At 55.3% G+C, this 22,604-nt stretch carries 21 protein-coding genes; 12 read left to right on the plus strand and 9 right to left on the minus strand.

What is annotated here, in order from left to right:
* Position 1: 1 nt before the first annotated feature.
* The 3 genes from R8G34_02050 to R8G34_02060 form a co-directional block, all read right to left on the minus strand.
* Positions 2–1,219 (minus strand): class I SAM-dependent rRNA methyltransferase, encoded by a 1,218-nt coding sequence (locus tag R8G34_02050; GenBank protein MDW3221662.1) that lies wholly within the window; start codon positions 1,217–1,219, stop codon positions 2–4.
* 251 nt (positions 1,220–1,470) lie between these two features.
* A complete protein-coding gene (locus R8G34_02055) occupies positions 1,471–1,740 on the minus strand; it encodes a hypothetical protein (GenBank protein ID MDW3221663.1) in 270 nt (89 codons plus the stop codon).
* The gene (locus R8G34_02060; protein ID MDW3221664.1) at positions 1,737–4,526 is read right to left on the minus strand and encodes a glutamine-synthetase adenylyltransferase; all 2,790 of its coding nucleotides are present in this window, start codon (positions 4,524–4,526) and stop codon (positions 1,737–1,739) included. The genes R8G34_02055 and R8G34_02060 overlap by 4 nt, the downstream gene beginning before the upstream one ends.
* Positions 4,527–4,801: 275 nt before the next feature.
* On the opposite strand from R8G34_02060, the gene R8G34_02065 reads away from it, so the two are divergent.
* The 3 genes from R8G34_02065 (at position 4,802) to R8G34_02075 (ending at position 6,603) form a co-directional block, all read left to right on the plus strand.
* Positions 4,802–5,218, plus strand: a complete 417-nt coding sequence (locus R8G34_02065; protein ID MDW3221665.1) for a DUF2852 domain-containing protein — start codon at positions 4,802–4,804, stop codon at positions 5,216–5,218.
* Between the two features lie 55 nt (positions 5,219–5,273).
* Positions 5,274–5,714: an RDD family protein gene (locus R8G34_02070; GenBank protein ID MDW3221666.1), complete on the plus strand. Its 441-nt coding sequence runs from the start codon at positions 5,274–5,276 to the stop codon at positions 5,712–5,714.
* A 70-nt stretch (positions 5,715–5,784) separates the two neighbouring features.
* The gene (locus R8G34_02075; protein MDW3221667.1) at positions 5,785–6,603 is read left to right on the plus strand and encodes an arginyltransferase; all 819 of its coding nucleotides are present in this window, start codon (positions 5,785–5,787) and stop codon (positions 6,601–6,603) included.
* Positions 6,604–6,718: 115 nt separating this feature from the next.
* Here the strand turns inward: R8G34_02075 and yghX are convergent, their stop codons facing one another.
* The 4 genes from yghX to R8G34_02095 all read right to left on the minus strand — a co-directional run bounded on the left by yghX (position 6,719) and on the right by R8G34_02095 (position 12,386).
* Positions 6,719–7,606: a YghX family hydrolase gene (gene yghX, locus R8G34_02080; protein MDW3221668.1), complete on the minus strand. Its 888-nt coding sequence runs from the start codon at positions 7,604–7,606 to the stop codon at positions 6,719–6,721.
* Between the two features lie 231 nt (positions 7,607–7,837).
* A complete protein-coding gene (locus tag R8G34_02085; protein ID MDW3221669.1) occupies positions 7,838–10,192 on the minus strand; it encodes a TRAP transporter large permease subunit in 2,355 nt (784 codons plus the stop codon).
* Positions 10,193–10,233: 41 nt separating this feature from the next.
* A complete protein-coding gene (locus R8G34_02090; GenBank protein MDW3221670.1) occupies positions 10,234–11,166 on the minus strand; it encodes a C4-dicarboxylate ABC transporter permease in 933 nt (310 codons plus the stop codon).
* A 131-nt stretch (positions 11,167–11,297) separates the two neighbouring features.
* Positions 11,298–12,386 carry a TRAP transporter substrate-binding protein gene (locus R8G34_02095; GenBank protein ID MDW3221671.1) on the minus strand — a complete coding sequence of 363 codons (1,089 nt, stop codon included), beginning with the start codon at positions 12,384–12,386 and terminating at the stop codon, positions 11,298–11,300.
* Positions 12,387–12,637: 251 nt separating this feature from the next.
* Between R8G34_02095 and R8G34_02100 the strand changes: the two genes are divergently transcribed.
* From R8G34_02100 to ilvN, 6 genes are all read left to right on the plus strand, one after another.
* Complete coding sequence (locus R8G34_02100) at positions 12,638–14,065, plus strand: cache domain-containing protein (protein MDW3221672.1); 1,428 nt, start codon at positions 12,638–12,640, stop codon at positions 14,063–14,065.
* Complete coding sequence (locus R8G34_02105) at positions 14,062–14,709, plus strand: response regulator transcription factor (GenBank protein MDW3221673.1); 648 nt, start codon at positions 14,062–14,064, stop codon at positions 14,707–14,709. The genes R8G34_02100 and R8G34_02105 overlap by 4 nt, the downstream gene beginning before the upstream one ends.
* 122 nt (positions 14,710–14,831) lie before the next feature.
* On the plus strand, positions 14,832–15,551 hold the full coding sequence (locus tag R8G34_02110) for a methyl-accepting chemotaxis protein (GenBank protein MDW3221674.1): 720 nt from the start codon (positions 14,832–14,834) through the stop codon (positions 15,549–15,551).
* Between the two features lie 324 nt (positions 15,552–15,875).
* On the plus strand, positions 15,876–17,627 hold the full coding sequence (locus R8G34_02115; protein MDW3221675.1) for an acetolactate synthase 3 large subunit: 1,752 nt from the start codon (positions 15,876–15,878) through the stop codon (positions 17,625–17,627).
* Positions 17,628–17,665: 38 nt separating this feature from the next.
* Positions 17,666–18,214 carry a hypothetical protein gene (locus R8G34_02120; protein MDW3221676.1) on the plus strand — a complete coding sequence of 183 codons (549 nt, stop codon included), beginning with the start codon at positions 17,666–17,668 and terminating at the stop codon, positions 18,212–18,214.
* Between the two features lie 32 nt (positions 18,215–18,246).
* Positions 18,247–18,807, plus strand: a complete 561-nt coding sequence (ilvN, locus tag R8G34_02125; protein ID MDW3221677.1) for an acetolactate synthase small subunit — start codon at positions 18,247–18,249, stop codon at positions 18,805–18,807.
* Between the two features lie 3 nt (positions 18,808–18,810).
* Here ilvN and R8G34_02130 read toward each other — a convergent pair whose 3' ends face one another.
* On the minus strand, positions 18,811–19,167 hold the full coding sequence (locus R8G34_02130; GenBank protein ID MDW3221678.1) for a hypothetical protein: 357 nt from the start codon (positions 19,165–19,167) through the stop codon (positions 18,811–18,813).
* Between the two features lie 250 nt (positions 19,168–19,417).
* Here R8G34_02130 and R8G34_02135 point away from each other — a divergent pair, with 250 nt between their 5' ends.
* The 3 genes from R8G34_02135 (at position 19,418) to R8G34_02145 (ending at position 21,707) form a co-directional block, all read left to right on the plus strand.
* Positions 19,418–20,215 carry a helix-turn-helix transcriptional regulator gene (locus tag R8G34_02135; GenBank protein ID MDW3221679.1) on the plus strand — a complete coding sequence of 266 codons (798 nt, stop codon included), beginning with the start codon at positions 19,418–19,420 and terminating at the stop codon, positions 20,213–20,215.
* A 107-nt stretch (positions 20,216–20,322) separates the two neighbouring features.
* Positions 20,323–21,480 carry an SRPBCC family protein gene (locus tag R8G34_02140; GenBank protein ID MDW3221680.1) on the plus strand — a complete coding sequence of 386 codons (1,158 nt, stop codon included), beginning with the start codon at positions 20,323–20,325 and terminating at the stop codon, positions 21,478–21,480.
* Positions 21,477–21,707, plus strand: coding sequence for a hypothetical protein (locus R8G34_02145; protein MDW3221681.1), 231 nt, complete (start codon positions 21,477–21,479; stop codon positions 21,705–21,707). Before R8G34_02140 ends, R8G34_02145 begins: the two co-directional genes overlap by 4 nt.
* Before the next feature lie 90 nt (positions 21,708–21,797).
* On the opposite strand, the gene R8G34_02150 is transcribed toward R8G34_02145, so the two are convergent.
* On the minus strand, positions 21,798–22,583 hold the full coding sequence (locus R8G34_02150; GenBank protein ID MDW3221682.1) for a DUF2189 domain-containing protein: 786 nt from the start codon (positions 22,581–22,583) through the stop codon (positions 21,798–21,800).
* Between the last annotated feature and the right edge of the window lie 21 nt (positions 22,584–22,604).

The raw sequence follows: 22,604 nt of genomic DNA on the forward strand, positions 1-22,604 counted from the left end.
GCTAAAGTTGGAAGAAGATCGATTTGAGATAGCCGCTTTCCGCAAGCTGAGGCAGTTGCGGATGATCCGGTCCTGCGAAACCGGTGTGGATCAAAGATGCCCGTCGCCCTGCCCGGCCAATCCCGCGCACGCTGGCCACGCGAAAGGCTGCAAGATCGGCCGCGTGGGAACAGGAGCAAAGGCCCAAGATACCGTTCGGCGCGACCAAGGGTGCCGCAAGCCGTGCAATACGCTCATAGGCGCGCAAACCCGCTTCCAACGCGGGGCGCGCAGGTGCAAAGGCCGGTGGGTCACAGATAATTACGTCAAATTCGCGACCCTTTGCGCGTAATTCTGTAAGCACTTCAAATGCATCACCGCGTTGGGTTGTGAAACGATCCTGAACGCCCATCGCTACCGCGCCAGCCTCTGCCAGATCCAATGCGGGTTGCGATCCATCCACCGCCAATGCTTCACTAGCGCCTGCAGCCAGAGCCGCCAGGGAAAAGCCGCCCACATGGCTGAACACGTCAAGCACACGTGCTCCGCGAGACGCCGAAGCCGCAAAGGCATGGTTGGGACGTTGATCATAGAAAAGCCCGGTTTTCTGACCCCCTGTCAGGTCCGCCATATAGGTGGCACCATTCATCGGAACCGGCACAGGCGCGTCGGGAGCGGTGCCCGCCAAAACAGCATTGACGTCATCCAGACCCTCAAGGGATCGCGTGCGGCCTGCGGCATTCTTCAAAACCGTTGTAACGCCAGTCACCGATTGCAGCGCTGACGTCAAAGGCGACAACAGAACCTCCGCCCAGGCAGCATTGGGTTGCACCACGCATATCACGTCGAACCGATCAATCACAACGCCCGGCAATCCATCTGCCTCCGCGTGGATCAAGCGATAAAAGGGGGCGTCAAAAAAACGGCTCCGTGCTGCAAGGGCTTTGGCAATGCGCGCTTCAAACCAGGCCTGATCCATACGTGCCGTCGGGTCCTGGTCGAGCACCCGTGCGATGATCTTGGAATTCAAATTGACGGCAACCACGCCCATTGGCGCGCGCGCATCGTCCTGCAATTGCGCAAGTGTTCCCGGTGCCAAAGCCTTGGTGCGCCGGTCCGTGACCAGTTCATTGGCATAAACCCAAGGGAACCCGTGGCGAATAGCGCGGGCGTTGGCTTTGGGTTTCAGTCTGACAACAGGCAGATCTGCGGAAACGGAGGGTTCATTCGAAGATGTCATACCCCTTCCTCTAGTGTGTTCCGCTATCGGGCGAAAGATCGGAAAGCACTCCAGATCAAGAATGCGAAGCCATGATCCGGTCCGGCTTGCTCCCTGAACCCGGGAGGAGACAGCTCAAAGCCATGGCACAACCGCGCCGAACGCGTGTCACCAACGCAGCAACACGGCGCGGCCTTTTCTCAACGCCTGTGCCGGTTTGCCTTATGTTGGCCAACGCTGTTCAAGGGACATCTTTCACGTTTCTTTCGGATTCAATTCCTCGGGCGCGACCGCCATCCCCCACGCCGGCGCGGCGTCGCCATCGACACAAGTCCTTCGTTCATCACTTCAGTCATCGGATGCGCCGCATGCCGGTCTTCGTATTGCGCCAATAAAAGCCGGAGCACGCCGTGGGTATCCCGTTCCACCGGAAGGCTCAAAGCCCAGTCCAGAAAGATCGTGCGGCATTCACTTTTAGTGATACCCTCGATCTTGAAGGCCTCCAGAATCAAACCCTTGGGATCGTTTTCATCCCCCTTCATGGCACACCACTGCCCAGGTCGGAGGCCGTAAGGGCGACATCTATGATGTCGGCGGAATGGGCGTAATTGGCGGTCAGACGTTCTCTTAAGCATTCCATTGTTTCCTCCTCCAGAACCCGCAGCAGGAAAGACTGCCCCGCGGGCCCCAAGGACTCAACCTCAAGCGGCTTTTCGGAGAGCAGGCGCGCGACCTGATACAATCTGGAGTAAAATGAGTAGAGACTGCCAAGGTCGCGCCCCTCCGCGTCATTCAAAAGCCCTGATGCGACAGCCGCCGCCAAACCCGCGTCTGTCTGCCCGCTGGTGTCGCCTTGCAACAATGCGCCTGCCTGCGCGAGAAGTTCAATTTCCTGAAGCCTGCCCGGTCCAATCTTGCTCTCCCAGAGGCTTATCGCAGGTTTTGCTGCCTGAATGCGCGCGCGCATCTGCGCGACTTCCGCGACGACGTCGGCGCGGTTGCGTGTGATTTGCAAAAGCCTGTGCAGAAAGGCAGATACGTCCCGCGCCAAAGCCTCCGGACCTGCGATCACGCGGGCGCGGGTCAATGCGAGGTGCTCCCAGATCCATGCTTCTTTGACCTGATAGCTTTGAAAAGACATCCAACTCGTGGCAACGGGACCTTGATTGCCGGACGGACGCAACCGCATGTCGACCTCAAACAGACGCCCCTGCGCCATCGGCGCCGTCAGTGCGGTGATCAACGATTGGGTCAATCGCGCATAATAGAGCCGGGTCGACAGCGGCTTATCCCCTGACGACATATCGCACTCCAACGGATCATAGATTACAATCAAATCCAGATCGGAGTTCGCGTTTAATCGCCCCGCACCCAGCGATCCCATTCCCAGGACTACGGCACCACGCCCGGGCGGCTGTCCATGCCGTATCGCAAACTGATCAATCACAACCGGCCAGAGCACGCTCAAAACAGCACCTGCAATGTCTGAATACTGACAGGCCGCAGTTTCCGGGTCGATCAATCCGCGCAAAAGATGCACGCCGACACGGAAATGCCACTCCCGTGCCCAAAGCCGCGTGGCATCCAGACGGGTCTCATAATCCGTTTCGCGCTGCAGGCGTTGGTGCAGGAGGGTTTTCAATCCGCCCTGCTCTGGCCATTCCGTGAAAAAATCTCCGCCGATGACGGCATCAAAGACACCTGCATTGCGCGACAGGTGCTGCGCCAGTTTTGGCGATGTCCCGGTGATGTCTATCAGCAGATCCGTCAGTTGCGGATTAGCTTCCAACAGAGAAAACAATTGTACGCCCGCGGGCAACCCCGCCAGAAACCGATCAAAGGTCAAAAGCGCGTCTTCGGGCCGGGACGACCGGGCCAGGCGCGACAGTAGGTCCGGGCGCAAACGGGCAAAGACCTCACGGCTACGCTCACTGCGCAGCGCTGGATAGCTCAGCCACCGCGTGAGCATGTCATCGTTCAGCAGATCCTCCGCCTTGTCCTCGGACGGTGCCGGGGCAAAGAAGCCTTCAGTCATTTCGTGCACGGCGGCCAGCCGATCTTTGAGTTCACCCTGTAGCGCAGCCGCATCGCGATCCATCAAACAGGCCAGTCGCTCAAACCCATCCTCATCCTTGGGCAGGCTGTGTGTCTGCGCGTCCTGCACCATCTGCAACCGGTGTTCTACGGTGCGATGTGCCGTGTAATGCTCCACAAGAGATTGCGCCATGGCAGGGTCAACCCAGCCCTTTTGCGCCAGGGCGGTCAGGCTTTCGACGGTGCCGCGCCCGCGCAGGTCAGGATCGCGTCCGCCGGAGATCAACTGGCGGGTCTGGGTGAAGAATTCAATCTCGCGAATACCGCCGCGCCCCAGTTTCATATTGTGACCCGGCAACGTGATGGGACCGCCCAACCCTTTATGCTCCCGGATCGCAAGACGCATGTCATGCGCATCCTGAATGGCCGCAAAGTCCAGATGCCTGCGCCATACAAAAGGCGACAGGTCCTTGAGAAACCGATTGCCCGAGACCTGATCCCCGGCGGCGACACGCGCCTTGATGTAGGCCGCGCGTTCCCAAGTCCGTCCAAGGCTTTCGTAATAACGTTCCGCCGCTTCCATCGACATGCACACCGGGGTCACAGCCGGATCCGGGCGTAGCCGCAGATCGGTGCGAAACACATAGCCCTGCGCGGTCATTTCGCTGAGCGTTGCAGTCATGGCCCGCGTGGCGCGCACAAAGCTGGCCCTTGCATCATGAAAATCATCAGGGTCAAAACGCGTTTCGTCAAACAGACAAATCAGGTCAATGTCAGAGGAATAATTCAGCTCCCCTGCCCCCATCTTACCCATCGCCAAGACACACATACCTGCCGCGTCTTCAAGGTCGTCTTCCGACATGCCCGGCAGCTTTTTCCGCTTGATCTGCACGGCCAATCCGGCACGCAGTGCTGACTGACACGCCGCGTCCGCAAATTCAGTCAATGCGCCGGTCACCATTTCTAAAGGCCAGGCCCCGCCCAGATCCGCCAGCGCAGTCAGCAATGCAACCCGGCGCTTGCCACGGCGCAACGTATCGCCAATCCCGTGTTGCGGCGCCGATCGCGCCGTTTCGATCTCTTCCCGAAGGCACGTCTGCGACGATTCCAAACCCTGCTGCAGCCAAGTGGCTTCTTTTGTGATTAAACTGGCCAAATAGGGGCTGGAACCTGCCGCCCCACAAATGAGGTCACGGGCGTCTGCCTGCAGGTCAGGTACGGCCGCTGCTGCCTCCGCACCACGTTCAGCGTTGTAAGGCCGGGGACAGCGGACAAGGTTTTCAATGATGTTCATAAAACCTGTTTTCAGGCCTGCACAGACCAAGGTCAATGGGCGAAAGGCACCGTCGTTCTGGTGCAGGACACCTATAACACGTGGAGTAACGTGACTTTTAAACTTGAAAAATTCCTGCCTACTAAATTGATATTACAGCAAAATATCAATTAATGTAAAAAACATTCACATAACTACTTGCAAGCAACGCCGACAATGCCAATCTTATTAATGTGAAAGACATTCACATACCGGAAAGAAACCGGTCCCGCAAACGCAAACTGAAAGGCACTTCAATGACCACCGTCACACAAACAAGCCCCCTGTCCAGCCAGCCCGGTTGGTTTACGCGGGCCGAAAGCTGGTTGGATTCCAAGGGTAAGGGCGCGTGGATTGCCGCGATGGTTCTTGGCTTTGTCTTTTTCTGGCCTGTTGGCCTGGCCCTTCTCTTTTACATGATCTGGAGCAAACGCATGTTCACATCCTGCAGCAAAAAATCCACTTCCATGCGCCGTGGCATGAGCGCCATGCGCCCCAGTGGCAACAGCGCCTTTGACGCCTACAAAGCTGACACGCTGCGCCGTCTCGAAGACGAACAGCACCAGTTCGAAGCCTTCCTGGAGCGCTTGCGCGATGCCAAGGACAAAGCGGAATTCGACCAATTCATGAATGACCGCGCCGACAAGGCAGACAACGCCAGCGGCACCGCGTAAAATAACCGTGCCGGGGGGCTCCCCGGCACACCACATCTCAAAGAAGTATGATCCCATGACCGCCACGCCAGACCCCTATGCACAACCGGCTTTTTACAAGGATGTCCCGCTCAAACGTCTGATGGCCTGGGGCGTCGACGCAGTTTTGACCTTTCTGGCCTGCCTTGCGATCTTGCCCTTTACGGCATTCACCGGGATATTCTTTTTCCCGCTACTGTTTCTCGTTGTCGGATTCATCTACCGCATGATCACTTTGGCCAACGGATCGGCGACATGGGGAATGCGTCTCTTTGCCATTGAGCTGCGCCAGTCAACCGGAGCGCGTCTGGATGCAGGCAGTGCTTTTGCGCACACGTTGGGATATACGATCAGTTGGGCAATGTTTCCGCTGCAGCTGATCTCCATGGTGCTTATGGCGACGACCGAACGCGGTCAGGGGCTCAGCGACCACGCCTTGGGCACCGTCATGGTCAATCGCCGCGCAAACCTCCGTTAACAATGATAAACTACTCCTTGGCGGCTGGCGCATGTCTTGCTATCTTAGGTAAGACAAGTCTTGGAATCTCATGCGCCACACGCTCCCTATTGCCCCGCAGTTTTATGTGACGGCTCCGCAACCCTGCCCCTATCTCGAAGGGCGCATGGAACGGAAGCTGTTTACAGCATTGCAGGGAGAGAACGCGGACAAGCTCAACGACAGCCTGTCCCAGCAGGGGTTCCGCCGATCACAAAATGTCCTCTACCGTCCGTCCTGTGCGGAGTGTTCTGCATGCCTGAGCGCACGTATTGATGTGGAAGCTTTCGGAGCCTCGCGCAGCCAACGCCGCACAATGCAGCGCAATCTGGATCTGGTGCGCCGCGCCACGTCACCCTGGGCGTCCGAGGAGCAATACGAACTGTTTCGCACCTATCTGGATAGCCGCCACGCGGATGGCGGCATGGCGGACATGGATGTTTTCGAATTTGCCGCCATGATCGAAGAAACACCCATTCGCAGCCGCGTCGTTGAATATACCGACGCACATAACGGCGCGCTGATCGGGGTCAGCTTGACAGATGTGCTCGCCGACGGCTTGAGCATGGTTTATTCATTCTATGAGCCGGATCATCCGAAAAGATCACTTGGCACCTACATGATTCTGGATCACATCAAGATCGCACAAGAAGCCGGACTGCCCTACCTCTACTTGGGTTACTGGGTGCCGGGCAGCCAGAAGATGGGTTACAAGGCCAAATTCTCGGGCCTTGAAGTTTACATCGGTGGCCAATGGCAAAAGATGAAAAACCCGGAAGACTTCAGCGCGGACACGCATCCGCTCTCCACAGACCCGATTGCCGAGCAGGTGGCCAACATTCATCTGCCTGATACTTTGCCCACCCGGTGAATGCCGCACCTCGCGCGCTGCGGTCTGAGGTTTCACATGGTCAATAGAACGGACTCATGGCGCCACGCGCCATCCCGAAAAAGTACGGGATGACGCCTTTTTTCCGGTCCCGATGTCAGGACAAATATCTATTGAAATGCGCGATTGTCCGATCCCATGACAGATTGGCCATTGCCTCATCATAGCGTGGTGTGCTGTCGTTATGAAATCCGTGGTTCGCGCCTTCGTAAATATAGGCCTCATAGGATTTGTTGTTTGCCTTCAGCGCCGCCTCATAGTCCGGCCACCCTGCGTTCACGCGCTCATCAAGTTCACCATAGTGCAGCAACAACGGCGCTTGTATTTTTGGCACGTCTTCTGCCGCCGCCTGACGGCCGTAATAAGGCACAGCAGCCTTGAGCTCAGGATAGGCAACCGCCGCTGCATTTGACACGCCGCCGCCATAGCAAAATCCGGTAATCCCAACATTGCCTGTTGACCCTTCATGACCCATCATGAATTCAACCGCTGCGAAAAAATCATTCATCAGCTTTGTGCTGTCCACCGTTCTTTGAAGTTCGCGCCCATCTGCGTCATTGCCCGGATAGCCCCCGACCGAGGTCAACCCATCCGGTGCCAACGCCATGAACCCCGCCTTGGCCACACGTCGCGCCACATCCTCGATATAGGGGTTCAGACCCCGGTTTTCGTGCACAACCACAACGGCGGGGATGGGTCCTTCAACACCTGCGGGCCGCACCAGATAACCACGCACTTCGCCATGTCCTTGCGGCGATGGGTACATGATGTACTCCGGCTCGATGTCCGGATCATTGAAAGAAACCTGTTCAGCCAGAGCGTAATTCGGCGACATCAATCCAAGGATCGTCGTGGCCGTCATCCCTGCTACGGCAAATTTGGCTGCGCCATCCAGAAACTGACGCTTTGTGATCATCCCATGCGCGTAAAAATCATAAAGCTCTAAAAGCTTGGGATCGAAGTCTTGTGCCGTCAGACGTGTCATTTAATTCCCTCCAACATTGCTGCCAATCCAGACAGGATACCGCGGGCCAAAAGGTCTTTTGTTTTGCCCGCATGTTCAGGCCGGCGCGTTTATTTGTGATACCCGCGCCATCATCAGCCAATGGTCGCTCCTAGCCACGCAAATGACAAGACGCTCTGGCAAAAATCCACTGGCGATAATGAAAAAGCGGGCAAAACTGCCCGCTCTTTTTTTTGGTGGCGCTGTATGGCCTTAATTCGGGATCAGATCCGGAATGATGGTCACAATGCCCGGGAAGCTCCACAAAAGGGCCAAACCAACCACCTGGATCAGAACAAAGGGTATGATCCCGCGGTAAATATGGCCGGTCGTGACCTCCTTGGGCGCAACGCCGCGCAAATAGAACAGCGCAAAGCCAAAGGGCGGCGTCAGGAAGGAAGTTTGCAGGTTCACCGCAATCATGATCGTGACCCATTTGGGATCAAAAGTACCGCCATAAATGACGGGCCCGACAATCGGAATGACGATATAGATGATCTCCAGGAAATCGAGCACAAAGCCCAGCACGAACAGCACCACCATCACGATCAGGAAAACCTTGAACTCGTTGTCGAAGGATTTCAGGAACTGCTGGATATAGTGCTCACCGCCGAAGGAGATCACCACAAGGTTCAGAAGCTGCGAGCCGATCAGGATGGTGAAGACCATGCTGGTGACCTTGGCCGTTTCGCGCACCACAGGGCTCAACACGCCGGAGGTGTAGAGAATCCAGCAGGAAAACAGCAGACCAAACAGAGCATAGAGATAGGCGGCGTAAGCTACAAAGAAGGCAAACCAGCTCTGGAAACCGACTTCGGACTGATTGATCCGCAGATCGAAATTAATGCCTACAAGGATACAGATCATGATCGCCAGCGTCGACCAGATGATCACCTTTGGCGAACGATCCTGATCCTTGAGCTTGCGATAGGCTGCAAGCATGATCGCGCCCCCTGCCCCGAGGGCCGCGGCTGGCGTCGGGTTGGTGATGCCGCCGAGGATCGAGCCCAGAACGGCAACGATCAGCACCAGAGGCGGAAAGACCACGCGGATCAATTCGTTGGTGGCGCAGATCTTGGTGGCATAGACCACACCATACATCAGCGCCGCAAAAGGCAGGGCCATCAGCACAACAAGCCCGCCCGGCGAGGTTGCAGGGCTAATCACAATAATGTCGAGAAGGATCATCAAAATCGCGCCAACTGCCCCTATCAACAACGGTTGCGCAGAGCTTGACGGTGATACGCCGCGCGCCGTGGTAAGGATCAGGCCGGTCAGAACCATTATGATCGCAACGCCTGTCCCGATCGGGGCTGCGTTTGCAATTTTGTCTGCGCGCGCTTGAATCAGTTCCTCTTCGCTCAGACGCTCGGACTGTTGAACGCCGCCCGCATCGTTGATCGCGGCCTGCTGTGTGAGCGCAGCGTCCCATGCGGCTTGGCCGTGCAGTTCGATCATCGACGCCTGACATTCCGGGCCCACCGTGGTGCGCAAGGACGCCCCCTGACCAATGTCGGAAAAACGAGAGACATTGGTGGATTGATCGCCGATGACACCCAGATTTCCGAGTAGAACGGTGCCGACCACAAGTGCAATTGGCGCCCCAAGGAACCATGTGAAGGCTTCCGAGCGGGTCACCGGCTCTGCATTGGTGCTGCCCATCGGGACGGCGGGCGCCTTGTCCGGGTTCAGCAAGGCAAATCCAAATGCATAGAGCGCATAGAGCAAGGCCAGCATGATGCCTGGCAGTAACGCCGCCTGAAACAGCGTGCCAACAGACAGAACCGCCGGTTCACCCAGAAAGGTCAGGGCATCCGTACAGCCCGCAGCCACCGCGCGTTTTTCCTGTGCGGCAGAATAAAGATCCCCGGCCAGTGTTCCCAGCAGAACGATGACAATAGAGGGCGGAATGATTTGCCCCAAGGTGCCTGAAGCTGCAATCACACCGGTGGACAGCTCCGGGGAGTAGCCATTGCGCAACATCGTCGGCAGCGCCAGCAGGCCCATGGTCACCACGGTCGCGCCCACAATCCCCGTGGACGCCGCCAGAAATGCACCAACAACCACGATGGAGACTGCGAGACCACCGGGCAGCGGGCCAAAAACGCGCGCCATGGTGGTCAGCAGGTCATTGGCGATTTTCGAGCGTTCCAGCGTGATACCCATCAGAACGAACATCAAAACAGCCAAAAGCGTTTCAATGGATTGTCCCGCCAATACGCGCTCATTCATCCGGTTGACTACAAAAGAAACATTCCGGTCCAGCGCGAATTCCCACCCCTTCGGGAAAACGGCTTCTTCGATGCGCGGCAGTTCCGGGTATCGGAAAACGGATATGGTATCGGCCTTGACGCCCGAATTCACCAGATCGCGGTAGACTTGGGAGCTTTGATCAATGGCCTGGTGGATCAACAACCCCGCAGAGTCGAGCGCGGCAATAATGCCAAAGGAAATGATCCCTGCCCCGGCGATTGCGAAAGCCACGGGAAATCCGGACAGGATGCCGCCGAACAGACATATGAATACGATGATGAGGCCAACTTCGACGCCGTCTAAACCAAAAAACATGTCGCTAAGTTCCTTACTGCGCTGCGTTAAACGCGCGTCTTTTAGTGTGCGCCCTCATAGGCTTCTTCGCCCTCGCCCAAGGTGTCCTTGTCGAGATATTTACCTTCGCTCTCAGGTCCTTCTTTCCATTCCAGATAGGAGCGGTAAAACATGGCCATCGCCTGCAAAAACAGCATCGCGGTGAAGGCACACAGAAGAATTTTGAAGAGGAAATAGCCGTTGAAGCCGTTGGGGCTGAAGCCAATGGTTTCGACGTTCCAGCGCAAAGCGCGGGACTTGTTCAGCAAACGATCGAGGGTGTCAGAGGCCGACGGGTTGGGTACGATCAGATGCCGCCACAGGAAGAACCAGCCATACATCCAGACCAGAACCGCCACAGGCATCATGAAGAAAAGCGATCCGAACATGTCGATCGCTTTCTTTGTGCGAAATTTCACGGCTGAATAGATCAGATCGACGCGTACATGGCCGCCCTGCACGAAGGTGTAGGCCATGCACAGGCAGACCACCATGGCGTTATAGAGTTTGAGCTCTTCGGCAAACCAACTGATGTCAAATTGAAGCGGGATACCAAAGCCAAACGAAATATCGGGTCGGGTGAAAATCCGCTGCATGAAAACGATAATGATCTGTTGCAGCACCATCAACAGACCCGCCCAGGCAAAGAAGCGTCCAACAATGTTGGCGAACCCTTCAAGTACACGCACGTATCCCCACATGATGTCGTTACGCCACAGGCCGATGGCGAACATGATCAGGAAAGCGGTAAAGACAACGAAGAAAAATTCGACGGAACCGCCATAATAGACAAACCGCATGATGGCTTGCTTATCACTCCAGTCCAGCCAGAGAGACGGGTGCGAGATCGCGTAGAAAAAGTTGTAGACAGCCATGCCAATGTTGGCGAAAAACCACAACACCCCGTCAAATATGACGGATAGCGCGCCGCTCGATGCGTCGACGTCATTTTCCATATGTCCCCCTCCCTTGGTGTCCGCAGTTCAGCGGTTCAAGGTGCCGTGTGATCCCAGTGATCCGAGACCTTTTTTTGAGTATGAGAGGCCACGGGTTTAATCGGGGCCTCTCACCATTTGAAAGCTATTCCTTAGCCGTTTGCAAGAACGCGGTTACGTTGTGCCACGTAAAAGCCATCCGATTTCAGCAACCAGTCGGAACTTTGTGCCAGTGACTCCTCAAAGGAGCCGCGGATTTTGGCAAAGAGCTCATCACTCATGTTCTCATCCATCACAGTTTTGGAGGCTGCACCAAAGGCATCCCAGACATCATCAGGGAATTGCAGCGTTTTCACGCCTTGTGCCTGCAGACGTGCCAAAGCCGCACCGTTGTTGGCCAGTGTTTCGGCCAACTGGGTGTGTGTTGTTGCCATGGCTGCGTTGGAGATGATGGCCTGATGCGCAGGCGACAGGTCATTCCAGACGTCAAGGTTTACACCGGCCGCAAGGGCGGAGCCCGGCTCGTGGAAACCCGCTGTATAATAGACTTTGGCGACTTCCTGGAAACCGGCGCGTTCATCCGCGAAAGGACCAACCCACTCAAGACCGTCGAGTGCACCAGAGGACAGCGCCTGATACAATTCACCACCGGGGATGTTCTGCACAGATGCACCAAGTTCACCCAGAACCTTGCCGCCCAGACCGGGCATGCGGAATTTCAGACCGTTGAAGTCCTCGGCAGAGTTGATTTCGTTGCGGAACCAGCCACCGGACTGGGAACCGGAGTTGCCCGCGATGAAGGATTTCAGGTTGAAGATCTCACCAAGTTCGGTGTGCAACTCATGGCCACCACCGTGGTGGTACCAGTTGGTTACTTCCTGAGCAGTCCCACCAAATGGCACGGCTGTGAAATAGGCATAACCGGGGTGCTGACCGATGAAGTAGTAATCAGCAGAGTGATACAAGTCGGCTTGGCCGGAGGAAACCGCATCGAATACTTCGAATGCGCCAACCAATTCGCCCGGCGCTTTTTTGTCGATGGTGAGGGTACCATCAGACATTGCGCCGATCATTTCCTCAAAATAAGTGGCCGCGTCATCCAGAACGGCGAAACCACGGGGCCAGGATGTGACCATTGTCAGGGTACGGTTGCCCTGCGCATAAGCGGGTGCGGCCAATGTGGTCGCTGCTGCGGCGGAACCGCCAAGTGCAGATGTCTTCAGAAATGAACGACGATCCATTTAGATACTCCTCCCAAATTTTGCGCCCACGTCGCATTGAACACGCGCAGGTCGTTTAGAGTGGCGCCACATTAGCGGCGCGGATCGCAAATGAAATACCTACTACTGCGTAGATTGAGCAGGTTTAACGCGTATTGGTCATTTTTTTTGGCCAGTTTTGACGTAGTGGCCGGGCAATTCGTGCGGATCATCAAGAGCTGCGCGCCCGAACAGACTTTGATTCGCTTTCAAATCGACTTATGCCGGGTATTATGAAACGCATTGCCGCATGGTTCAGGCCCAGTTACGCGCAAAAACTGTCTCTGGTGGCCACAGTGCCCCTGATTGCAGCGGTTGCGGCTATTGCCGTTTTGGTTGCCTTTCAGTCCCGCACCTTGGCCGAACGTGAAATCAAAGCGCTGGAGACGCAACTGCTGGAAGCCAAGAAAGCGGAACTGGCAAATTACGTCACTCAGGCGCGCAATGGTTTTTACTTTATTTACGGCAACGCCGCACCGGATGATCAGGAAGCGCGCGATCAGGTTGCCCAGATTCTGTCGGCAATGATCTATGGCACGGACGGCTTTTTCTTTGTTTACGACTATGACGGCACTAATCTGGTCAGCCCGCGCCAGACAGACATGATCAACAAGAACTGGTCCGGGTTGCGCGACAGCGAGGGAACACCGGTGGTGGACGAAATTATTCGGATCGCACGGTCCGGTGCGGGGTATCACAGCTATCTCTGGCCCAAGCCCTCTACGGGTGAAGACGCGCGGATGATCAGCTATATCACCAGTTTCCCCAGCTGGCGGTGGGCCGTTGGGACGGGTGTGTTCATTGATGATGTGCTCTCCACGGTTGCCACGGCCCGTGCCGAGGTCGAGGCCCGCGTACAGCAAACGTTTTTCTATATCGGGATGATCACTCTGGCAGCGCTTCTGGCGGTCTTTCTAACCGGTATGGTGCTGAACATTCGCGAACGGCGTCTGGCGGATGCCAAGTTGAAAAAACTGACACAACGTGTTTTTGACGCACAGGAAGAAGAACGCGGACGCGTGGCACGGGAATTGCATGACGGGATCAGCCAGTTGCTGGTGGGCGTACGGTATGCATTGGATACTGCACGGCGCAAACTGGAGCGGTCAGATGCGACGGCGTCTGAACCCTTGGGCAAGGGGATTGAGACATTGGGTGAAGCGATTTCGGAAGTTCGTCGGATCAGTCGTGATTTGCGCCCGGGCGTTCTGGACGACCTCGGTCTTGGCCCGGCACTCAAAGCGCTGACCGATGATTTCAGTGAACGTACCGGTATGACGACGGAATTCGATACGGTGGTGTTTCGCAACCGATTGGACGCAGAAGCCAAGATCGCCCTTTACCGGATTGCGCAGGAGGCTTTGACCAATATCGAAAGGCACGCGCAGGCAAGCCATGTGCAAATTGACCTCAGGGGGCACAAACGCGGGGCGACTTTGCGCATTCAAGATAACGGATGCGGCATTACGAAAGAGACCTCAGCTGTCATGGGGGGCCTTGGGCTCAGAAACATGCAGGAACGCGCCGAGCAATTGGAAGGCGAGCTGCGCATCACGACGCCCCGTCAAGGCAAGGGGACACTCATCGAAGTAAATGTGCCTTTGTCACACCTCTTGCCGCCTGAACCGGAAACGCCAACGAAGGCGCAGGCCGCAGCATGACCCAACCAACTGTCAAAGTCCTGATCGTAGATGATCACCCGATGGTGGCCGAGGGCATTCAGTCCATTTTGGAAAGCTATGATGGCATTACCGTTGTTGGCACCTGCAATGCCGCACGCGAAGCGATTGACCAGTTAAGCACGTTGGATCCGGACGTCATCTTGATGGATCTCAATATGCCCGATATGGGCGGTCTGACGGCAACCGAAATCGTACTGGAACAGCGCCCTGGCACACGCATTCTGGTTTTATCGATGCACGACAGCCCTGAATATATTTCATCCGCCCTCAGTCACGGGGCCATGGGATATGTGCTCAAGGATGTGCCGACAGATGAGATCAAGCTGGCGATTGATGTGGTCATGTCGGGCGAGCGGTATTTGTGCACCGGTGCGCGCGGATCACTGGAGCCAAAAGATGATGCGGCGCGTGAAGCGCTGACAGGTCGCGAGCAAACCATCCTATTGCAGTTGGCGCAGGGCAAATCGAACAAGGAGGTGGCCCTGTCTTTAGAGATTTCCGTGCGCACGGTTGAAACTCATCGCAAAAACATCAAACGGAAGCTGGGGATTTCAAGCACTGCTGGCTTGACGCGATATGCATTGGAGCACGGCGTTTTGCAGGGCACAGGAGCGCGGTTCTAAAGACTGTTTCGAAATGACAGGAATTGACTGATTTCTGCGCTCAATGTCCAAAAAATATCATTCTCGACATCACTTGTTCAACACTTTTTTAAGTGCATCTTTTTAAGATCACAGCCATGAATATGCAGAATGATATCGTGGTGCCAGACGCATCTAAAATCGACAAAATGCCTTATCGAAAGGCAATCGATCGGATTGCCACCCTGCGTGCCCTGGTCGTGCGCATTGCCCTGAATGCCAGCCAGCTGGGAAATGGCCATACCGATAGCGATCAGCAGATGTCGCGCGACAACCTGACACGGCAGGCAGAAACCCTGACTCAAACCGTTGAGGTGCTGAAGGGCGCTGCCACCCTATCTGATTTACCTGAGGAACTCAGTACGTGGCTCGCGCAGATGGCGAGCGCTCAGGAAGCCCAAATGCGTATCATCAAACGCATGGTGGAAAAATCCAATGCTCTGGTCACCGCTGCAAGTTCCGAAGATGGTGTACCACGCGACGCCTTGCAGGCATACATTGCCTTTGGCCAGGGCGAATTCTTTGAGGCCGTTTCGGAATTGACAGATACCATCTGGGACCAGATTGAGGCAGGCCGCAGCCAGCAGTTGGACATCGCCATGCAATCTGCGGCCCGCCTCGGCGAAGGGCTCGGTCGGCTCGAGCGGATCGGTAAATACGTGCGCTCAATGTCGATCAATGCATCTGTCGAAGCCTCGCGCGCCGGGGAAGCTGGCAAGGGTTTGGCTATCATTGCCCAGGAATTCAAAACGCTTGCGGAAGAAGTGCAGCAGCTCACCCTCTCCGCCCGCGAAGACATTCAGAGTATCGAAGCTTCGCAGTAACTGAGACTCGGCGGATTTATCCACACTCATTTGCAAAAATTACGTTTGGACTGCATTTCTCGCAAGTAAGTGACCGATTTTTGCTGTCTGGCGACACATTTTTCGTATGAACCTGCTTGACGCCTCCTCCCTCCGCACATAATGTCTCGCCAGCTAAAAGGAGCATTCCAACCATGACTTCGCTTGTCGTCATTCTAGGATATTCGCGCATGGGCCGGTAACGGTAGACCATAGTCTGACCCATGCGCCCCCGCCAGAACGGGGGCTTTTTTTTGCGCAAACGACAGAACAGGCCCAGAGCGGCCCGATACGGAGAAGAACGATATGAAACGGCAAATGTCCGGAGCAAAAATGATTGTCCAAGCCTTGATTGATCAGGGTGTGGACACCGTCTTTGGTTATCCTGGAGGCGCCGTGCTACCGATTTATGACGAGATCTTTCAGCAAAACGCCATTCGCCACATTCTGGTACGCCACGAGCAGGGGGCCGTGCACGCCGCAGAAGGCTATGCGCGCTCGACTGGCAAGCCAGGCGTTGTTCTTGTGACCTCTGGCCCGGGTGCCACAAATGCGGTCACCGGTCTGACGGATGCGTTGATGGATTCGATCCCGATCGTTGTTCTGACCGGTCAGGTGCCAACCTTCATGATCGGATCAGACGCTTTTCAGGAAGCTGATACTGTTGGCATCACGCGGCCCTGCACCAAACACAACTGGCTGGTCAAGGAAACAGATGCTCTTTCAAGTGTTCTGCATGAGGCTTTTCATGTGGCCACGCAAGGTCGACCCGGCCCGGTTCTGGTTGACATTCCAAAAGATGTTCAATTTGCCACCGGCACGTATGTTGAACCAAAACCGTCAGTGTCTCATTACCAGCCCCGCGTGAAAGGCAATATGGATGAGATCACCGAACTGGTTGCCGCCATTGAAAAAGCCAAAAAGCCGATCTTCTATACAGGGGGCGGGGTAATCAACTCCGGGCCGGCGGCCAGCCAGCTTTTGCGCGAACTGGTGAAGGCCACCGGTTTTCCAATCACCTCGACTCTGATGGGGCTCGGCTCCTACCCCGCCTCTGGTCAAAACTGGTTGGGGATGCTGGGAATGCATGGACTTTACCAGGCCAATATGGCGATGCATGACTGCGATCTTATGATCAACATCGGCGCACGCTTTGATGACCGGATCACCGGGCGCATCGATGCGTTCAGTCCGAAATCAACCAAGGCTCATATCGATATTGACCCCTCATCGATCAACAAGGTGATCAAGACAGATATTCCGATTGTTGGCGATGTGGCGCATGTGCTTGAGGACATTCTCAAAGTCTGGAAATCGCGTGGTCGCAAGACCGAGTCTGAGGCACTTGCCAAATGGTGGCGCCAGATCGAAGAATGGAAAGCGATTGACTGTCTGAAATTCACACAGACGGGAAAGACGATCAAGCCGCAGCACGCCTTGGCGCGCCTCGAAGCGCTGACCAAACAACACGACCGCTATATTTGCACCGAAGTCGGCCAACATCAGATGTGGGCGGCGCAGTATCTCGACTTTGAGGACCCCAATCGCTGGATGACATCGGGTGGATTGGGCACCATGGGCTATGGGTTCCCCGCGTCGATCGGAGTTCAGATGGCCCACCCTGAAGCTTTGGTAATCAACGTCGCCGGTGAAGCCAGCTGGTTGATGAACATGCAGGAAATGGGCACAGCCGTTCAATACAACCTGCCGGTGAAGCAATTCATCCTGAACAACGAACGCCTTGGCATGGTGCGCCAGTGGCAGGAATTGCTGCATGGTGAACGCTATTCTCAGAGCTGGTCAGAAGCCCTGCCCGATTTTGTGAAATTGGCTGAGGCCTTTGGGGCCAAGGGTATTTTGTGCGAAGATGCTGATGATTTGGATGATGCAATCATGGAAATGCTCAACCACGATGGGCCCGTGATCTTTGACTGTCTGGTCACCAAGCACGAGAACTGTTTCCCGATGATCCCATCTGGCAAGGCGCACAATGAAATGTTGTTGGGCGAGGCAGAAACCCAAGGTGTGATCAAATCGGATGGTGCGGTGATGGTGTGATACGCCTCCACCTATGGTGTTGCGTCGCAGCGTTTTTGATGTTCGCGGCGCATAACGCCACAGCTCAAAGTTTTGGTGGCCTCAAAATTGGCTCGAACGCCGCAGCCGTAGCAGGCTTAGGTGCTGCCGTTGCATTGGGTGAAAACGGTCCAGACCGCTACGCGAAGTTCCGTATGGCAAGTGGTCATGATCTTTCAGTGACGACACGCAACTTTGGCCCAATTATCTATATGGAAAATAGTCGAAACCATTCTGTCCTCCCCACTCCCGGACAAGGGTTTCGATTTGGCATAACAACACGTCGTGACCTCGTGGATGTGATCGGCAATGACGGCTACACTTATGAAAACCGCGATCGTGTGCTTTTGGGTTCCGACGTTGTAATTTTTCATAGCTATGAACTCTTGAACGAACCTGGCGTGGTCGTAACGTTCGCCTTCCTGCTGAAACCAGACCGAGTTTCACTAGGTGATGACGCCGCTGTTCTCGATAGCATTGCCATCGCACAGGCTTGGTATCTTGACGAAATCTGGAGCACCACGAAAACCGGGAAACCGGGGTACATGCCAATCACACTGCAATACTAAAACCTTGAACAATAAAAAACGGAGAGCATCATATGTCCCCGCTCAAAATCAAAAAAGGCGCTACCAGCCATTCTGCGTACAACCTGAGACCGACGTTCTCAGATGTTGAGGAACGCCACACGCTGGCTGTTCTTGTCGAAAATGAGCCCGGCGTTCTGGCACGGGTCATCGGGCTCTTTGCCGGACGGGGTTATAACATCGACAGCCTCACCGTCGCGGAAGTGGACCACACAGGGCATTTGAGTCGCATCACAATTGTCACCACTGGCACGCCACAGGTCATCGAGCAAATAAAGGCGCAACTAGGGCGTATTGTGCCAGTGCACGCGGTTCATGATCTCACCGTCGAAGGCGCATCTGTCGAGCGCGAATTGGCAATGTTCAAAGTCGTCGGCACCGGCGATAAACGCGTCGAGGCGTTGCGGCTCGCGGATATATTCCGTGCAAGCGTCGTGGACAGCACGCTGGAGAGCTTTGTTTTCGAAATCACCGGTGCGCCCGATAAAATTGACGCCTTCGCTGAGTTGATGCGCCCCCTGGGGCTGTCGGATGTTGCCAGAACCGGGGTCGCCGCGCTCTCTCGCGGAGAATAGCGCTCAGGCTTCCGAAACGCGCGGCAGCATGACGGACACGTCGACTTTGCGTGGCGTAAAGGGGATAATCTGAGCCATTGGGCGGGTATTGCCAGTGGACGTTGCTCTATCGCGCAATGCTTCCGGCAATGCAGCGCCCGCGCGTTCTACCACAAGACGTGGATTGTGTGCGTGACGCATGGTTTCTTTGACTTCCATGTCAAACTGAACCACATCACCAGCATCAAAAAACGCTTCATAGTCCGGGAATTCATTTTGGGAATTCAAAAAAGCCAGATCGCCTTGATCCTCGCACCAGATGACGGCTTTTCTGTCCGAGATGTCGCTCCAAAGGACCACGCCGATCATGCTTTCTTCCACTCTATCGTCCTGCCCTGTCGGTGTTCGTTTGTTTTCGCATCCTCATTCGTACCAATAAGTTAACCCTGCGACACGCCGCAAAAACAGAACCGAGCGCTTGGAATTTGTGTCGTGCTGCTCTAAGAATGACACAATTAAGGTCATATACTGACGCACTTTAGCATCAGTCATATCAACCGAAACGAAACCATTGGCGCAAATGCAACATACTGGGTAGTATGCTTGCCTAGCGACCAGCAAAGGGACACACATGCCTTTGAACGCCCGTACTCCAGCGCAGTTGCGCAATATGTTTGGCGCAAACCTGCATACCCTTGCCGCTAAATACCCCTCAATTTCAGCACTTTCGCGCGAGTTGGGAATAAATAGAACGCAATTCAACCGATATTTGAGCGGCGAGAGTTTTCCGCGACCGGATGTTCTTGCGCGCATGTGTGATTTCTTTTCGGTGGATGCACGCGTACTATTGGAGCCGATTGATCAGGTCGTACGGGACCAGGGTCCGGCGTCAAGCGAGTACCTGCGGGAGTTTACCGGACCAATGATGCAAGCGGTTTCCGAGGAAATCCTGCCCAGTGGTTTTTACCAGTTCACCCGTCGCAGTTTTCTGAGAGACGATCAATTCGTGCGCGGCGTCATTCTTATCAAGAGACAAGGCGAAAACACTTTTTTGCGGGGATTTGAGCCCAAGAATGCCATGGCCATGCAAGGCATTCCAGCGGCAGCCAGAGCGCGGGAATATCGCGGATATATCTCGCCAATTGAGGACGGTGTCGCGGCTACAGTGACGCGCCGCAATGGGATGTCAGCTTCGTTCAATTATCTGAGCCGTGTTACCTCCTTTCAAAATAATTTCTGGGCGGGATATGCGGCCAGGCCGGTACGGGAGAATTCCCTGAGCAGGCGCATGACGCGGTTGGTATACGAATACATCGGCACGGAATTCAGCGACGCATTGCCTCATGCGCGCGTCGCGGGATTTTGTGCGCTGGAGGAACTCGTGCCCTTTCACCAAACGCTCCTGCAACCGGACGCCCCATTTCGCTAGACGCCCATGCGATGTTTCATGTCGCCTGCGGAAAACTCGGGTCGCTTTGGGCCCTGCGGAAAGCGCCACGCGTAATATGATCGCTGCATGATTGCAGGGGAATTGTTATGAAGCGTGTCCAATCCGATCTGTCACAGGTTCGTCGCCCGATTGCCAAGGCCAACGGCCTGCCAAACACTCACTACACAGATCCGACAATTTTTGACGAGGAAAAACAGGCGTTGCTCTTTGACGGCTGGGCCGGTCTTGCGGTAGCGGCTGATGTTCCTGAAATCGGCGATGCCGTGCCTCTCAGCTTTCTCGGTATGCCGCTACTGCTTATCCGGGATCAACAGAACAATGTGCGTGTTTTTCAAAACATTTGCCGTCATCGTGGTATGATTCTGGTTTCGCAGGCGCGCAAGATTGAAGGGGCCATCCGGTGCCCCTACCACAGTTGGTGCTATTCAACCGCAGGCAAACTGGTCAGCACGCCGCACGTCGGCGGACCGGGGCAAAACACGCATGATGGTATTGATCGCGCGTTACTGGGTCTTGTCAGCGTTCGCTGTCACGTATGGATGGGCGTGGTCTGGATCAATGTATCCGGAAACGCCGCTGAATTTGAGGATGCAAACGCAGCGCTGCTCCAACGATGGGCTGAGTTTGACAAACCGATTTATCATGGTGGCCCCGACAGCAGCTTCACACTGGATGTGAATTGCAACTGGAAGCTGGCAGTAGAGAATTACTGCGAAAGCTATCACCTGCCTTGGATACACCCCGGATTGAACAGCTATTCGCGGTTGGAAGATCACTATAACATTGAGGAAAAGGGCCTTTTTTCCGGCCAAGGGACATCAGTTTATCGCCAGATTGAAAACGACAATGGCGTCTTTCCGGATTTCGATGGCTTGAGCGACAAATGGGATACCGCGGCAGAGTACATCACAGCGTTTCCAAACGTATTGCTTGGGGTCCATCGCGATCATACCTTCGCGATCATTCTGGAAGCTCAGGGCCCGGAAAAGACGCGGGAACATGTACATATTTTCTATACTGCGCCAGATACAGACCAGGCGTTGCGCGAGAAAAACGCACAGCAGTGGAAAGATGTTTTTCTCGAAGATATTTTTGTTGTCGAAGGGATGCAGCGCGGGCGCCATGCCATTTCTTTCGATGGCGGGCGGTTTTCTCCCGTGATGGATGGGCCGACGCATCTGTTTCATGATTGGGTGGCCGGTCGTATGGATGCTCATCGAAACATGCCGCAAGCGGCAGAATGACATCAATTGAGGCACAGCTGCTGGTCGCACATGAAGCGGGTGATCAAGCTGCCCTCGTGAGGTTGTACACCGAGGCGGCCAGAGTTGTGCAGGACGAAGACGCGCGCGGTTTCTATTTGACCCACGCCTATATCTTTGCGCTTGAAGCTGGCCTTGCCGAGGCCAAAGGTCTTCAAGAAGAGCTCATTGACTTGGGGCGGGAAGACCCGGACACGTTTACCGAATAAGCGACATCACGGGTGACAGACGGGCGTATCTATATTTGATACGCTATCGGGCGAGTTGGCTGTTAGTTTGGTTCAGAACTGGAAACAGCCTCAGGGTGCGATTATGAGTAGGCGGTACAAGTGCCATGACGCGTGACCCAACCATGGCAGCACAAGCCAAAGCCCCAGAAACCCGGGCAGAATTGCGGCGAAACTCAAGGCCGCAATCAAGATACCCCAGCAGATCAGCACGGCGGGAGATTGCTTGACCGCGCCGAAACTCGTGATCATGGCAGTAATGAAATCAATTTCGCGATCCAGCAAGAGCGGTAACCCAATCACTGACATGCTATAGATCAGCAGAGCAAAGATGCCGCCCACGACCGTACCAAAAGCCAGCATTGTGATGCCATTCAAGGTGAGGAACACCTCGTAAGAACTTGATATATTTGTCATTGTCGAGAGCCCAAGAAAGAGGGCGAAAATCATATGGCCCAAAAAGAACCAGAACATGAAGATTACAACCATCATGGTGCAGAGCGAGGGGAGCTGGCGCAAGCGCTGATGCCAGATAACACCAAAAATGGCACCTGCGTTAATAGACAGACCGTTCTCCAGCCGCCGCGACACTTCGTATAAACCCACCGCTGCAAAAGGTCCAAGCAAGGGAAATCCGATCGCTGCCAGCACCAACCAAAAAGTATGCCCGGTCTGAGCCGTGACCATGACCATCGCCCACCCGGCTGCGATGTAGAATGTTGCGAAGATCAATCCATAGACGGGATGCGCACGGAAGTCTTTTGCGCCCCGTGCAAGCGCCGTCTTGAGATCCGCAAATTGGGCCGGTCGAAGCCCGGGCGCGCCGACTTTCAACTCAGGGGGGGGTGCCATTGTCATGCTCGCTCCTCTGGTCTTGAT

The sequence above is a fragment of the Paracoccaceae bacterium genome, from assembly GCA_033344815.1.
Classification (GTDB): Bacteria; Pseudomonadota; Alphaproteobacteria; order Rhodobacterales; family Rhodobacteraceae; genus Roseobacter.